Annotated in this window: 14 protein-coding genes; 6 read left to right on the top strand and 8 right to left on the bottom strand. The window is 47.0% G+C overall.

The features are described 5' to 3' along the window. Positions 1-15 precede the first annotated feature (15 nt). The 6 genes from BK126_RS08825 to BK126_RS08800 all read right to left on the bottom strand — a co-directional run bounded on the left by BK126_RS08825 (position 16) and on the right by BK126_RS08800 (position 9304). The gene (locus tag BK126_RS08825) at positions 16-2082 is read right to left on the bottom strand and encodes an MMPL family transporter (protein WP_445321894.1); all 2067 of its coding nucleotides are present in this window, start codon (positions 2080-2082) and stop codon (positions 16-18) included. 309 nt (positions 2083-2391) lie between these two features. Then, positions 2392-3198, bottom strand: coding sequence for a polysaccharide deacetylase family protein (locus tag BK126_RS08820; RefSeq protein WP_076312182.1), 807 nt, complete (start codon positions 3196-3198; stop codon positions 2392-2394). A 162-nt stretch (positions 3199-3360) separates the two neighbouring features. Further along, a complete protein-coding gene (locus BK126_RS08815) occupies positions 3361-4506 on the bottom strand; it encodes a mannitol-1-phosphate 5-dehydrogenase (RefSeq protein ID WP_076312181.1) in 1146 nt (381 codons plus the stop codon). 43 nt (positions 4507-4549) lie between these two features. Further along, a complete protein-coding gene (locus BK126_RS08810) occupies positions 4550-6532 on the bottom strand; it encodes a PTS mannitol transporter subunit IICBA (RefSeq protein ID WP_076312180.1) in 1983 nt (660 codons plus the stop codon). After that, positions 6529-8658: a BglG family transcription antiterminator gene (locus BK126_RS08805; RefSeq protein ID WP_076312179.1), complete on the bottom strand. Its 2130-nt coding sequence runs from the start codon at positions 8656-8658 to the stop codon at positions 6529-6531. Before BK126_RS08805 ends, BK126_RS08810 begins: the two co-directional genes overlap by 4 nt. Positions 8659-8986: 328 nt before the next feature. Then, entirely contained in the window at positions 8987-9304 is a 318-nt protein-coding gene (locus BK126_RS08800) for an antibiotic biosynthesis monooxygenase family protein (RefSeq protein ID WP_076312178.1), read from the bottom strand. A gap of 193 nt (positions 9305-9497) precedes the next feature. Between BK126_RS08800 and BK126_RS29365 the strand changes: the two genes are divergently transcribed. From BK126_RS29365 to BK126_RS08790, 3 genes are all read left to right on the top strand, one after another. Continuing rightward, positions 9498-9638 (top strand): hypothetical protein, encoded by a 141-nt coding sequence (locus tag BK126_RS29365; protein ID WP_179085491.1) that lies wholly within the window; start codon positions 9498-9500, stop codon positions 9636-9638. A gap of 104 nt (positions 9639-9742) precedes the next feature. Then, positions 9743-9925, top strand: a complete 183-nt coding sequence (locus tag BK126_RS08795; RefSeq protein WP_076312177.1) for a hypothetical protein — start codon at positions 9743-9745, stop codon at positions 9923-9925. Between the two features lie 123 nt (positions 9926-10048). Further along, entirely contained in the window at positions 10049-10372 is a 324-nt protein-coding gene (locus BK126_RS08790; protein WP_076312176.1) for a hypothetical protein, read from the top strand. Between the two features lie 18 nt (positions 10373-10390). Here BK126_RS08790 and BK126_RS29360 read toward each other — a convergent pair whose 3' ends face one another. After that, complete coding sequence (locus BK126_RS29360) at positions 10391-10552, bottom strand: hypothetical protein (RefSeq protein ID WP_177178798.1); 162 nt, start codon at positions 10550-10552, stop codon at positions 10391-10393. Positions 10553-10771: 219 nt separating this feature from the next. Between BK126_RS29360 and BK126_RS08785 the strand changes: the two genes are divergently transcribed. The 3 genes from BK126_RS08785 to BK126_RS08775 all read left to right on the top strand — a co-directional run bounded on the left by BK126_RS08785 (position 10772) and on the right by BK126_RS08775 (position 14279). Beyond that, positions 10772-11242, top strand: coding sequence for a GNAT family N-acetyltransferase (locus BK126_RS08785; RefSeq protein WP_076312175.1), 471 nt, complete (start codon positions 10772-10774; stop codon positions 11240-11242). Between the two features lie 376 nt (positions 11243-11618). After that, positions 11619-13169 carry an acetate--CoA ligase gene (locus tag BK126_RS08780; RefSeq protein WP_256702793.1) on the top strand — a complete coding sequence of 517 codons (1551 nt, stop codon included), beginning with the start codon at positions 11619-11621 and terminating at the stop codon, positions 13167-13169. 231 nt (positions 13170-13400) lie between these two features. Continuing rightward, a complete protein-coding gene (locus BK126_RS08775) occupies positions 13401-14279 on the top strand; it encodes an AraC family transcriptional regulator (RefSeq protein ID WP_076312621.1) in 879 nt (292 codons plus the stop codon). Positions 14280-14331: 52 nt separating this feature from the next. On the opposite strand, the gene BK126_RS08770 is transcribed toward BK126_RS08775, so the two are convergent. Continuing rightward, positions 14332-15507 (bottom strand): TetR/AcrR family transcriptional regulator, encoded by a 1176-nt coding sequence (locus BK126_RS08770; protein WP_076312173.1) that lies wholly within the window; start codon positions 15505-15507, stop codon positions 14332-14334. Between the last annotated feature and the right edge of the window lie 146 nt (positions 15508-15653).

Below are 15653 nucleotides of genomic sequence, written 5' to 3'. Positions count from 1 at the left end.
CCATACCTTCTGCGCTTAGGATGAGCGTTGCTGCATATCCTTATCTTTTTCAAAGAACAAGATTAAGGATGGCAGCAGCATACCTCTTACCAGAAACGTATCAATTAATATTCCAATCGCAACTATAAACCCGAACACAAAGAGATCGGCAATCGGCATCGTCGTCAGGGCGGCAAACGTTGCAGCCAATATGACACCTGCCGAGGAAATAACGCCTCCGGTATTGCGAATGGCTACTTCAAGAGCATCTTTAACTTTCCGTGTTTTTCTCTCTTCGAGAAAGCGTGAAATCAAAATAATGTTATAGTCAATGCCGAGCGCCACCAGGAAAATAAACGCATAAACGGGAACCCGGGTACTGATTGCATCATATCCAAACAGCACATCCACCAGGAATAGACCAAGCCCCAGAGCAGACACATAAGAAATTAGTATGGTCGCTATCATGTAAATCGACATTTTTAATGAACGAGTTAATACGATGAGAAGTACCAGAATCAGAATGGTTTCCAGAATGACGACCCTAACGATATCACTATTGTTTGTAGTCCGTTCATCGACTAGTTTGGCTGTGACACCGCCGAAGTAAACGTCCCCCTGCAAGGATAATTCGTTAAGGATTGCTTCGGATTGGCTGCGAAGTTCTTCAACAAAGTCTATGGCCTCTGTAGAGTAGGGGTTCATCGTCAGAGCAACACTGAACTTGGCTGCCGTGGTATCCTCCGTGATGCCAGAAGTACGAACCGAGCTAATCTCTTCGTAGTTCTCCAACTTCCCTAGAAATTGATTGATCTGATCCTCAGACAGAGCAGCCTCGGATTCCAACAGAACTGTGGAAGGGGCAAGCTCGCCCTTGTTGAATTTCGATTCGACGATTTCATAGCCTACGCGTGAAGGCAAATCCTCGGGAAATTTCTTGACCGTGTCAAATTCATATCTCAGGTTAAACACATTCAGCGCCGTAATCACCATAAAGACAGCGACGATTCCGCCAATTAACAGCGGCTTGTTGACGACAAACTTGGCGATCGGACCCCAAATGCCGTGCTTAATTTCTTGCTCCTGCCCGATTTTAGGAGCTCTAGGCCAGAAAGCTTTACGCCCGAACAGCGTAAACAAGGCAGGTACCAGGGTCACGGAAGCCAGCATAATGATAAACATGGCCAGCCCAAATACAGGCGCAAAGTTTTGATAATCGCGGAAATCCGTGAAAAATAGAATGAGCATAGCTGCGAGTACAGTACCACCTGCAAAAAACACGGGTTCACCCGTGGCCCGCATGGCGTGCTGCATCGCCGTATATTTACTTTCATATTTGTTCAATTCCTCACGATAGCGCGAGAATACGAATAGCGAGTAGTCGATTACGGCCGCAAACAGCAGGATGCTCACGATCGAGGTCGTCGAGTTGTTAATTTCCAGCCCGGCTGCACCCATCAGAGCGATCGATTGATTCGCTACTTGATATACAATGACCGTAGCAAGCAGCGGAATGATGGCCAGAAGCGGAGAACGGTAAATGACAATCAGTAAAATAAGAATGATAAAAATTGTGGCAAGCAGCAGGACGAGGTCAGCCTGCTCAAACAGCTTGACGGTATCGCCGGCAATTCCGGCGGGGCCGGTGATATAAAACTTGGTGTCAAGATCTTTTGCAATTTCACTGCCGATTTCATAGGCTTCATCATTAATCTCTGAGTATTGGCTGTTGCCAAGTCCAGCCTCCAGGCTCATGGGAACAATCATGGTGGATCCGTCTTCCGAGGTGAAGCCTGACAGCGCCTGATCCGGCAATGCGCTGATATCGACAATGGAATCGACACCTTCAATATTAGCCGAGATGATTCCACTCAGAATCTGCCTAACTTCATCAACGTCGATTCCCCCTGATTCGTTATGAAAAACGAGGATACCTGGGGCTCCTTGTTCATTAGGAAACGTTTCCGCTAATTTTTGCTCCGCTATGATGGATTGGGCTTCATCCGGGAGCGACTGGAAGTTGGTCACCTTGTATTCACTCAGCATAGGGCCTGCGCTTAAGCCAATCATGGCTGCCAGCCAGACCACAATGGTAATCCACATCCCTCGTTTGGTCGAGACCCAGTCGGTGATGGGACTTAGTATTCTTCTCAACTGTAATTCCCCCTCCTATATTGATCGCTCTCACTCTAGCACAAGTAAATAAACTTAATATAAACTGCCGTACATAGAAGCTTGTGGTCGCATCGTCTGGATTACGGCATCGCTTGTGCTTGGTAAGTCATGGAAGGAAGAGAAGAGGGAGGGGCCGATATTGTCATCGGCATGTCATTATTCCTTTATTTGAGGGGAGGAGGTTCAGAACGAGGTATAGCTTTGATGCGCATGGAGAAGAGGTCATTGGCTCAAATACTAGAATAGAGTTGTGATACTGCCGCCCTTGATCTCAACAGGCTGTTCGTCCAGCAGCACCCATACGCTAGAAGCAGAAGGATTATACACCAGATGCTGATCGGCCGAGAATCTTAAGCTCTTATATGCTTTCACATAATCCACAATTTCGATATTCGTGGCATACCAGATGTCCTCACGTCCACCAATAAACTTGCTGAATTCTTCAATAACATACCAGTTATCCTGATCATCGAACTCATAGCTGTGGCCCCAGACGTACATCAGGTGGATGTTCTTCCGCGGTAGTGAAACGAACGTCTCTGCATGCTGCATCAGGTTCTGGTTATGGTGACAGGTCGCCTTCCATTCGAGAAAATTCTCCGGCAGCTGATAGCCTCCCGATGTCTGTACGACACGTGCATATTCAATGCCGAACACGGGGAGCATCTCGATAATTTCCTGACTATAGGAGCCGTTAGGATAGGACATGCCTCGGACAGGATAACCAAACAGCGCCTCGAGGTTTTTGCGGTCCTCCATGATCTCATAGAGCACCTGCTCTCTGGGACAGCGCGCAATAGATGGATGAGTCACGGTATGTACGGAGACTTCATGACCTTGATAGACTTCCAATGATTCGTTCTCTGTCAGACGGGCACGATATCTAGAATCACCAAACATTCCCGAATTAATATGAAAGGTACCTCTGATCCCATTCTCATTAAAAATAGCGGCTAATCGCCGATCCGAGAGGACACCGTCATCATAACTCATCGTTAGCGCTTTCAATTTACCTTCTGGATAACAGCTGAGAATCTTAGGCATGAATGAAATAAACCCCTTCCAATAATTGTAATACCGCCTCTTTCAACAGTTTACCATAGTTCAAAAGAAGCGAGATATGCAAAAATCAGTGGAGATCCAGCTGCGTAATCATAAAAATAACCCTCCTGAACCGCAGTTCAGAAGGGCGTTCCTAATAACAACTTAGTTGGTTTGTTCTAAATATTTCTTATGGATGGCCTGATGATCCTCACTGCCAGAAGCAATTCCCGTCACTTCTGTGATGGCAGCTTCAATTCCTTTGGACTTGATCAGACTTTGCAGTTCAAGCGATTGCGGGTCCTGCGGATTGTCATAATGAAAGGCCGCAGCAATGCCGGTCAGCAACCCCTCGTGCGGAAGCCCATATTCAATCGCCATGTTGGCTGGACCTACGAGACGGTCATTTCTACCTAGCTTGCGAAGAGGTTCGCGTCCTACGCGGATGACTTCATCCCGAATATATGGGTTTTTGAAGCGGTTCTCGATTTTGTCGATGTATTTGTAATGCTCATCCTTATCAAACCCATGCTTCTTGATCAGAGCTTCGCCGCTTTCTTCCATCGCCTGGCGAACGACCGGACGGATTGCTTCGTGATTAATGCTCTCCTCAATCGTGTCTGTACCTGCCAGGAAACCGAGATAAGCGGTGATGGCATGCCCCGTGTTCAAGGTGAACAGCTTGCGCTGCACATAAGCCAGCAGATTGTCTGTCAGCTTCATTCCTGGAATGTGAGGTGTTTCCCCCTTGAGGGAAGGCTCTTCAACGATCCATTCATAGAAGGATTCCACGCCGACATCCAGTATGTTCTCTCCCTCATAAGGAGGGACGATCCGGTCTACGGAGCAGTTGGCAAAGCCGACATGCTCATCCGCATAAGCTCTTGCTTCAGCCGATAGATGCGTATACACCTGTTCCTTCAGATGACTGGTTGCACCCACCATATTTTCACAGGCAATGATATTGAGTGTGCCTTGTCCAGAAGCACGGCGCGCTTCAATACCAGCAGCCAAGGTTGAGGCAATCATCTTCAGCACATTAGGACCTACCGCAGTCGTAATGATGTCGGCTTCTTCAATCGTATTTACAATGTCTGGTCCATTGGACAACACGCCGGATACATTGGTAATCGTCTCTTGTCTTTGCTCCAGATCTAGGATGTGGATCTGATAGCTCTTCTTGTTGTTCAGTTCATTGATCATTTCTTCGTTAATATCGGCAAAAACGACATGATAATCTGCCTGGGAGAGAAGGGCGCCGATAAAGCCGCGCCCGATATTACCTGCCCCAAATTGTATTGCTTTTTTCATTGTTATTCCCGCCTTTATATGAAGATTGCGTTTAATGTAAGTCTTATACCCCGAAAGTGTTATACAATTCGTCTGGATCTGTAACTCTGGCCAGTCTTGTCACGGTAGATTCATCCTCGATAGCCTCAGCAATTTTGGTAAGAATCTGCAGATGCTCACGGCCTGCTCCGGCAATACCGATGACCAGATATGCCGTACCGCCTTCGAATTCGACACCTTCTGGATACTGATGGATGACGATTCCGCTCGTTTTGATTTCCTTCTTCGCCTCACCTACACCGTGAGGGATCGCTACACCATTGCCAATATAGGTCGTTGCTACACCTTCCCGTTCAATCATGGCATCCACGTAATGCGGCTGCACATATCCGGCGGAGACGAGGGATTCACCCGCGCGGCGGATTGCATCCTCTTTGCTTACAGATGGAAGCTGAAGGACGATATTCTCTTTGCGAAGCACTCCGCTGCCATCGGTTTCGCCGTTATTCTTTGTGTTCACGGCATCCTCAGGGAAGGTCTTATCCAAACTTTCTGTTACATCCTCCTGTGCGTATTCCGGAACAGGAGAAGTGTCAGGCTGTTCTGCCTTTGCTTTCAATTCTTCAATCAGCTTATCGTAAATTGGATTGTTTACAAAATTATCAATCGATACGTGTACTGCATTTGGAGCCTTAGCCTTCGCTCTCGGTGTTAAATTTTGCTGCGTGACTACAAGGTCTGCATCCAGCGGAATATTTTCGATAGCCGTGTTGGTAACCTCAATGGGAAGACCTGCATTCTTCACTTTCTTACGGAACGAAGTAGCGCCCATTGCGCTTGATCCCATACCTGCATCACATGCAAAAATGATTTTGTTAATGTGTGCTTTATTACTCAGATCAGCAGTACCAGCCGTTTCATTTGTGCTGATGCCTTTGCTGCTGTTCTTCAGATCCGATACCGCTTCCTTTGCCTTGTCGAGATCCTCATCTGTCGCAGCAGATCTGCGAAGGAAGAGGGAAGAGAGCAGGAAGGATACGACAGCAGCTACAAGCACACCGGCGATAACCGGAATGTAGCCGCCTTTTGGAGACATGAGCATAAGAGCAATGATACTGCCGGGTGAAGCTGCAGCAATAAGACCTGCATCAAGCAGGCTGAAGGTAAATACCCCTGCCATACCGGATACGATGACAGATACAAACATAATTGGCTTCATCAGGACATACGGGAAGTACACTTCATGAATACCGCCAAAGAAATGAATAATGGCTGCACCTGGCGCAGAGCCTTTGATCGAGCCCTTGCCAAAGATCGAGTAGGCCAGCAGCAGTCCAAGACCAGGGCCTGGATTCGCTTCGAGCAGGAACATGATCGATTTACCGAACTCACCCGCCTGCTGGATCCCGATCGGGCTGAGTATGCCATGGTTAATCGCGTTGTTCAAGAACAGGATTTTGGCTGGCTCGATAAAGATCGATGCGAGCGGGAGCAATCCCCAGCCCAGAATGGCATCCACTCCGGATGCCAGCAGATCAGTAAATGCGGATACGACTGGACCGACGCCGTAGAATCCGGCAATGGCCAGCAGCATACCGATAATTCCTGCGGAGAAGTTATTGACGAGCATTTCGAATCCGGATGGCGTCTTGCTGCCAATATACTTGTCAAATTGCTTAATAACATAACCGGCGAGCGGGCCCATAATCATGGCACCGATGAACATCGGGATGTCTGCACCGACAATAACCCCCATTGCTGCAATGGCACCAAGCACACCGCCGCGATGATCATGGATTGCTTTACCGCCGCTGTAGGCAATTAGCAGAGGAAGCAGGTATTTAATCATGGGATCTACGAGAGAAGCCAGATCTTCGTTAGGCAGATATCCGGCTTCAATGAAGAGAGCCGTCAGGAAGCCCCAGGCAATAAAAGCACCGATATTCGGCATCACCATAGCGCTGAGAAACCGGCCAAACTTCTGTGTGGCCTGCTTGACTCCTCCGGTCTTCTTCGGAGCCGGAGCGCTTTGTTCGAGCGTACTCATAATTGTTCAACCTCCATTGTATATTGTTCTATTTTTCGTAAATACAAGTCTTTCATAATGCCCTGGATATCCAAACTTAATGCTGCCGAGGTGCCGTCTGTCAGGCGGGCGGCAAAGCCGGGACGGTCAATCAGTGACTTGCTGACTTCACTGGCTGCCTCAAGGTAGGTTCGGTCACTGCCTCGCGGAGCGAGCAGTACGATGGCTGCAGACAACCGAGCCTCCTTATCCGCACCGTACGTGATCGGCTCCGTGAATCGGAGAACGCTCAGCGCCAGCTTCGAAATGACAGTGGAGCGGCAATGAAGCAGGAAGATGCCTTCCTGGGACAGAATCGTCTCGCCGAGCTTCTCTCTCTCTTGCAGCTCTTGAATTAACTGGGACGTTCCGGCTTCATCCTTGGCATAATTCCCGGCGATTCTCTCAATTAGCTCATCAATCGAACCAAAGTGAGCTCCATCCTGGATCACAAGGTTATTCAGAAGGTCCTGAATGCCTTCAATCAGCCTTTTTTGCTTCTGCAGTGATTCAGCAAGTGAACCCGAGGTTTCCTTACTCAGCGGTACCCGGTCCGTATGTGGAGATGTATCCTCAAGCATGGCTCTGACTTTCTCGATGTCTCTTTCACCAAGCAAGGGGGACACGCGCACGACGGGCAGCCGGCTGACGAGATCCACTGTTGAGATGATGAGGTCAACCTGATCTTCATAGCTTTCCGTTTCAGCAGCAGATACCACAGCAGCAATGTGAAGCGACGGAAATTCCTTGCGGATTCGGGTTTGGAGCAGACTGGAAGTCCCAATCCCGCTTGCACAGACAACCAATACCTGAACAGAATTTTTCATGTATTTGGCTTCCGCATATTCCAGCATGGCTCCAAGATGGAGCGCAATATAGCCAATTTCGGCATCTGGTATGGGCAGCCCGACATATTCTTCAAGTACCTTGGAGCAATTACGTGCAATATCGTATACACTTGCGTATTGCTCTTTAATCTGTCTAAGCAGGGGGTTACGTATATCCAGACCCAGCTTTAGCCGTTCAACAGCGGGACCGAGATGATTAATGAAGCCAAAGAAGAGGCGGCTGTTGCTCTTCAGCTCAAGACCTGTGAGAGCCTCGGCCTTTTTCAGGATATCTCGTGCCAGCCGTACCAGCTCAAAGCTGACATTTTCATAATCCGCTTCCTTTTCGGCATCGAGCTTAATCTCCGCACCCTTTAAATGCATCGTAATATAGCCGGTCTCATCTTCGGGAATCGAGAGGGAAAAAGCATCCTCAAGCCGATTCACCAGCATTTGAGCAGCCTTGAATGAAGGATGACGCTTCAATTCATGAAGCACCTGAGACGGAATGGTAATCCGTTGACCTGATCTCATTCGTTCAATCGCAAGTGCCAGATGGACGGCTAGGCCGATAAAGGCGCTGTCGGTCAGCTTCAATTGCATATGCTGCTCCAGCTCGGTCAAATATCTCTCAAGCTGCACAATCGTGCTCTCCTCAACCAGGTTTAGGAGACGATTGCGAATATGAGACTGCACTTTACTCAGATTGTCTTCATTTTCTTTATCCCGATCCCTGATGAGATGAATTAATTCATATTCGTCCAAATGCTCATGCAGCAGGTGGATTAAGGCAGTACGGACGTCTTTTTCATTGCCCTGAACGTATACGCCGTATCCCGGTTTACGTATGAGCTCTATACGGAAGCTGCTGAGCCATTCCTCAATCCGATCCAGATCATTGCTCAGTGTGCCTTCCGTTACTTTGAACCTGGAAGCAAAGGCATACAGCTTAATAGGCTCAGAAGCAAGGAGCAGCTCCGATATAATAAAATAGCGGCGTTCCTCTCTTGAGAAGGAAGGACTTACCGATATCGAATCCATCTCCGTCTCAAGTGCAGCAAGAGTATTGCCGTCTCCCTCGATCATAAGCCCGTAGCCCGGTTTACGTGTCAGGGTTACTCCTTGCTTATCCAGCCACTCTTCAGTAAGGGGCAGCTCGCGTTTAATCGTTCGTTCACTGACATCAAGTGCATCCGACAGTTCACGGACAGTGGTATAACGGCCGGGTGAAGCTAGAAGAAACCTTACGATGAGCACGGTTCGCTTGCTGGGCTTCTTCATATCTTCACGCTCCTTTTCTGTTTACTGCAGCTGATGCAGACGATTACCCTATTTTGTAAACGGTATCATTAACTGACTGGAAATATAAATGCAGAGCTAGCTAAGCTGCTAACTCAAATTTTAAGGAAAGATTATCTTAATATCAAAGAAAAGATGGCCTGTTTTGTCCTCTAGTCACAAGGGCCATCTTTAAATAGTATTCTTTGATTCACATAAAACATTCATTCAGAAGCTTAGTATGAGAGTTTAGGGAAGAGTATATTAAGATATTACGAAGATGAGGAGTTTTTGAATCAGAAGATGTTATTCTATGTATGGAATCAGCGTGCTACATTTCAAAAAAACGATCCCTTTCCACTAAGGCCACACGGAGCGAGAAGGAGCGATACCATTCCTTTTTGCCGCGTTCCTGTGCGATCTGATGCGCCGAATGCTCTTTCCAGGTACGAATGGATTCGAGATCCTTCCAATAGGATACGGTGATTCCCAGCTCTTCATCACGGGCCGATTCAACACCAAGAAAGCCGGGTTGACGTGAAGCAAGCTCTACCATCTTGTCAGCCATAATGCCGTACCCGTTATCCCCTTCTGTACGCTTGGAGGAGAAAATGACGGCATAGTAAGGCGGTTGAAACGGTGTGTTCATGATTTCAATGCTCCTTTTTATGTAAAATTTTTATATCACATTCCTATAAAGCATTTCTATGTAACAATCAATAGCATACAACATTCTATTCTATTCAGCGATAGGAGCAAGCTGTTCTTTTTGACATAGGCAAGACCGAGCATCGAATGATTAAAATAATGGCATAACATCTTTAATGGAGGAGGATTTACATTTGGATATGAGTTCTGTTCGTTCAATTTGCCCTGTCTGCGGCGGAGAATTAAAAATATTGAAGCACAGCATCTCTTGTAAATGCGGCAGCCGGATGAAAGGAATCGTAGGAAAAGCGCGGGGACAGAAGGTAGGTCAATAATTATGAAGAAGGCACGGGGGCACTCATAGGGTTATGAGAGCCTTTTTTGTCATTTAATATGGTATAATTTGGATATAATTCCAAAATGAAAAGAGGCTGCTGCCGTGTCTGAAGAAGAACAAGAGCGACTGAGAGAGATCTATGGACTGGAAGAGCCAGTCCCGGCTAACGATTCGATATTATCCTTTATAGGGGATCTAGGAGCAAGCTTCCAAATGGACCTCAATTTGACTGTGTGGGCACAGTATATCAAGCATATCTTTACCTTGCTGTTCTACATCTTATAGCGATCCTGTATTCTCTGTTCTAGTCATACTTCCGGCTGTTTGCAGAAGTGTGCAGGTTACCGGTTTCTGCTAAAATAGAATTTGACTACATAAGTATGAAGACAGAATGGATGAACTCATTTGATGTTAAAAAGAAAATGCACCGCAGTAATTATGACGCTCCTATTATCCGCTTCCCTCGCATCGGGTGTTCATGCAGATGCATATGGAGCGGATCACGCAGCTTCTGTATCAGCTGATCAATCGACCAATGGCCCGTTAAGTCTTGAGGAAAGTGAAACGTCGAAGGAAATTCAGCAGAGACTCATGGAGCAATATGACCTTGAAGAACCTGCTCCCGAGCCTCCTAACTATTCAGTCGATTACGGAATATCATTTAATTGGGATGAATTTGATCCTTCCGAGTTTGTTCGCTGGATGATGATTATGCTGACAATTGCTTTCTAGAGAATTCATCTAAGAAAGTTAGTCTTCAGCTGTATCCTTATCCTTCGCTGACTCATAAGCAATAAGGGTAATCGGCGCCCCGTGCTGTTCTGTAAGCAGCTGCTCAGTGCGTTGAATCAGTTCAACAGCCTCCGATTGATCATTCAGCTCAGCAAATTTGTAGCTGTCTTTGTTCTTCATTATCTTTCCTTCCTTCTTAGGTGTTTGTTATATCATGGTTTGTGAAACGACCACACATTATGCATATGGACCTTTTTAATAAGTAATGAAATGGATTCGAAACAGCAAGATTTTGAAAATATTGAGCGAATTAGCTCAAGCATTTGGAGGCGGATATCCTCTATACTCTAGGTAGCACATAATTCTGTTCTATAGGAACAGACGATTAGGGAGGATACTATGCCGGATATGCTCGTTAAGCTGTATGATTTGCCTGAGGTGGAAGGGAGAGCCAGCTATGAGGGGCGAACAGGAGTCACCATCCGCCGGGCAATTGCACCGGAGAAGCATGTTGTAAGTGAATGGGTCGGAGCCCATTTTGGAAAAGGCTGGGTAAGTGAATGCGAGGTTGCATTTGCCAGATCACCGATCACATGTCTTATTGCTGTCGAGAACGGCAAGCTGCTTGGATTTGCGTGTTACGATGCAACGGTTAAGGGTTTCTTTGGACCAACTGGAGTTGATGAGCATGAACGTGGGCGCGGAATCGGCAAAATGCTGCTGCTCTATGCTCTTGACTACATGAAGCAGGATGGATATGGCTATGCGGTGATCGGAGGAGCAGGACCCGTCGATTTCTATGCCAAAACTACGGGAGCCACTGTTATTGAAGGCTCAGTACCCGGTGTATATAAGGGAATGCTATCCTAGCAGGGGATGCTCCTGTGTACATACATATGATCTAAGTTCACTCACCTTGTGCTCAAGCTCGGTACTCCGGGGTTGGGAGCAGGGTGTTTTTATTTTGACGAAAGCCTGGTCCTAAGACCAGAAATTAACGATTTGCCGCCTCTTCCTGATCCTTGGTCCTAGGAGCCAGATTAAGGAAGAGGGACAACTGCAAAATACGGTAGTCCAGAGTGAACCAATAGAAGGTATCATACAATAATTCCCATCTCAATCCTCGGCAAGGGGTAAAAGGATTAGCACCTGGTACTAGGACATGTTATAATAATCCAAACACATGGTCACGAAGGAGAAGATGAACGTGAATTATGAACATTGGGTTGCCCCTGAACTATATAATATGACTTCGGAAATGGAACAGCATCGTGAGGATAAGATTGCACTCAAATGCTTAGATGAGCATGGACAATATGAAGAGATTACATATGGCGCGCTGATCAAGAAGGCGAATCAGATTGCCGGAGGACTTGAGAAACTGGGTCTGACGAAGGGTGATCGCGTTCTGGTCATGGTACCTCGAAGAGTCATCGCCTATGCGATTTATATTGCTTGTCTCAAGCTGGGTCTCGTTATCATCCCTTCGTCGGAAATGCTGCGAGCGAAGGACCTGTCTTACCGTCTGGAGCATTCCAAGGCTCGGGCTGTTATTGCATGGTCTACGGTAACAGATGAAGTGAATCGGATCGAAGAGCCGCTGCCTGGGCTTGATTTCCGCATTGCTGTCTCGGCTGAGGGAGGAGAGCAGCAAGAGGGCTGGTCCATGCTGAGCCAGCTGATGGAGAATCAGCCTGAAATGCGTCCAGCCGTGGAAACACACCGGGATGACATTGCAATTCTGACTTATACCTCCGGTACGACGGGCAACCCCAAAGGGGTTGTGCATACACACGGCTGGGGTTATGCCCATCTGCGCATCACGTCCCCTTGGCTGGATATTCAGCCAGAAGACACGGTGTGGGCAACCGCGGCACCGGGATGGCAGAAGTGGATCTGGAGTCCATTCCTATCTGTACTCGGTCATGGAGCGACCGGTTTTGTATTCAGCGGCTCCTTTGATTCTTCCCATTATCTCAGACTGCTGCAGGAATACCGGATTAATGTGCTCTGTTGTACACCAACGGAGTACCGATTGATGGCCAAATCCGATGGTTTGGAGCAATATGACTTGTCTGCTCTGCGCAGTGCGGTATCGGCGGGTGAACCGCTGAATCTGGAAGTCATCAGCACCTTTGAACGATACTTCAACATTACGATTCGCGACGGTTACGGACAGACAGAGAGCACGCTGCTCATCGGGAATCTGAAGGGAATGCCATTCCGCAAGGGAGCGATGGGACAATCGATCTCGCCGGGGCTCGTGCAAGTGGTGGACGATGAAGGTCAGCCGGTGGCACCAGGAACGGTTGGAAATATCGCGGTTCATATTGAAATGCCTGCCTTGTTCCGCAGCTACTATCTGGATCCGGAACGCAAGCCGGCCAATACACTCGGAGAGTACTTCATCACCGGCGACCGGGCTAGCCTTGATGAGGACGGCTATTTCTGGTTTGAAGGCCGTGGTGATGACATTATTATCAGCTCAGGCTATACGATTGGTCCATTCGAGGTCGAGGAAGCCTTGATGAAGCACACAGCCGTGAAGGAGTGTGCGGCGGTAGCGAGTCCAGACGAAACCCGCGGGAATATTGTCAAAGCCTTTATCGTATTGAAGGACGGTGTGGAAGGCTCAGATGCGCTTATTAAGGAGCTGCAGCAGCATGTGAAGAGTATTACCGCTCCTTACAAATATCCGCGCCGGATTGAGTTTATCTCAGATCTTCCCAAGACAAGCTCAGGCAAGATCCGCCGGATCGAGCTGAGAGAACTGGAGAAGCAAAGAGCGCAGAAGTAAGTAATGGCTGCTGCTGAATCTATAGCATGCTTAGTACCCCTAGTGCTCAATTTCCAGCATTAGACGATCCCTCAGGGTCCAATAGGAGCTGTCCAAACGATGAGTCGATTGGACAGCTTTTTTTGCTAAGATAAGGTTGAGGCAGACCCTGCACAATGGGTGCAGCATAAGTCGAGAGAATCTCTCTATGCTCCTGTTATTCTAAATGCGAAGGAGGAAGCTAGTGTGGGTATGGATTTTCTTACAGGTATGAACTGTGGAATGGAATATATGGAAGAGCATCTATTGGATGAGCTGGATTATAAACAGGCGGCAAAGGCAGCTGGCTGCTCTGAATATCATTTTAAGCGGATGTTTTCCTTTCTCGCCGGACTTCCGATCTCTGAATATATTCGGCGCAGAAGACTGACGCTGGCAGGGCAGGAGTTAATGGAGGCGAAGCCGGGGCTCAGAATTATTGATGTAGCGCTCAAATACGGATATAACTCGCCAGATTCATTTACTCGTGCCTTTCACAGCATGCATGGCATACTGCCGTCGGAAGTCCTCCATCAGGGAAAAAATCTCAAAGCCTATCCCAAGCTAAGCTTCTACTTGTCAATTAGAGGAGGAGAAGAAATGAATTATCGAATTGTAGAAAAAGAAGCTTTTCGTATTGTTGGGCTGTATAAGCGGGTTCCTATCGTCTTTCACGGCGTCAATCCGGAGATTGCTTCCATGTGGAGCCAGCTTAACGAACAGCGTATAACAGAGCTTAAGGCATTATCCAACATTGAGCCAGCAGGCTTGATCAGTGCCTCAACGCAATTCTCCGAGGGGAGAATGGAGGAGCAGGGAGAGCTGGATCATTATATTGGAGCAGCAACGACACTGGCACCGCCTTCGCACTATCATGTCCTTGAAGTACCTGCTCAAACGTGGGCCGTGTTTGAAGCGGTGGGTAATTTTCCGGATAAACTGCAGGAGGTTTGGGGCCGAATCTATGCAGACTGGTTCCCTTCTTCTAATTATGAAGCAGCGCCAGGACCCGAGATGCTGTGGAATGAGAGCAAGGATACCTCCTTGCCGAATTATCGGAGTGAGATCTGGATTCCTGTTGTAAAAAAATAAATAAATTAAAATAGACCATACCGAAAATATTCCGGTGTGGTCTATTAAGATTCTATATATAGGCAAGTTCATATTCTTTCTGATCAATCAAGGCTATGATTTGTTCTGCGGTTGCATCGGAGCTGAAGATGTTGCGAATAACCCCTGCCTTACAGAAGATGAGCTCAAGCATAACTCCAGTTGCATAGTAATTGTAGATTCCTTTTTCAAAAGAGATGGACGGCTGTTTGGCATGGTAGTGTCTCAGAAAGATGGGAAACCAGCGATTGATGGCGAGACCAACTTTTGCAGGGCTTTCCAAAATGCCAAGCAGCACATGATGATCCTCTATTAGCTTAAAGAGACGCTCACAGCTGGCAATCAGATGCTGCTCACCTATCCCAATTGGCTCAGCATTAAGCTCCTCGATCATAATGCTTCCCAATTCGTCCAGCATCTCCACGATCAATTCATCTTTATTGCTGTAGTAATCGTAAAAAGTAGCTCTTCGGATGTCCGCTCTCTCTGTAATATTCTTGATCAAGATATTTTCCTCAGGAATCTGATCCTGGAGCAGACTCAGGAGTGCCTGCTTGATTGCATTACGTGTACGTGTGACACGTCGATCTTCCCTATTCGGTAGGTTAGAAAGAGACTTATCGTTAGGGGAGGGAGTAAAATACCAGCTCGCCGTCTTCTCCCTATGCAGGCGGTTCAGCTGTTCGTTCATTTTTGCCGCAGAGTATTTAAAATTAGAACGGACCCAATACCCCATAAAAGATAAAAAAGCCAGAGAAAGATACTGTGCCGAGCTATCTTCATCCAAGCGGTTCGATTTCGGCTTAAATACGATCTCGCTGGTAAAGCTTGAGGCTAGAAAGGAATAAAAGTCTAGAAACAACTTCCCAGACACATTTTTACTAAACAAATAGCTGAAAAAGTCGCGATGTTCTTCAATGTAATTCAACACAGGCAGCATGGATGGATATTGATTGAAATCAACTTCCTTCGAGTGCTCGAAAGAGATGAGAACAGATTGAAGAAGTCCTTCCTGTATATCCGTAACCAGATCATGAAAGAGCTCAGATTTATTTTGATAATATTTATAAAATGTCGCCCGGCTAAGTTTCGCATGCTCTGTAATATCCGAAATTGTTGTATGATCGTAGCCTTTGGTTATGACCAGAGATAACAGGGATTCGTTGAGCTTTCGCTGTGCAGAGCTATAATGGGTTTTCATTACATACATGGTGTCACCCCTTGTTCACATGAGTTGACAAAAATGTGACAAAAGTACGCTAAAGTACTTTTGATCTCTTAGTGATTACCTACTTTTCGACCACTCCTTTTATACTATAAGACGTAATCACCACCATGATCAACCGAAAATTCACA

Origin of the sequence: Paenibacillus sp. FSL H7-0326, from assembly GCF_001955535.1 — a bacterium.
Taxonomy (GTDB): Bacteria; Bacillota; Bacilli; order Paenibacillales; family Paenibacillaceae; genus Paenibacillus; species Paenibacillus shunpengii.
This window is presented reverse-complemented; position numbering and strand designations above follow the sequence as displayed.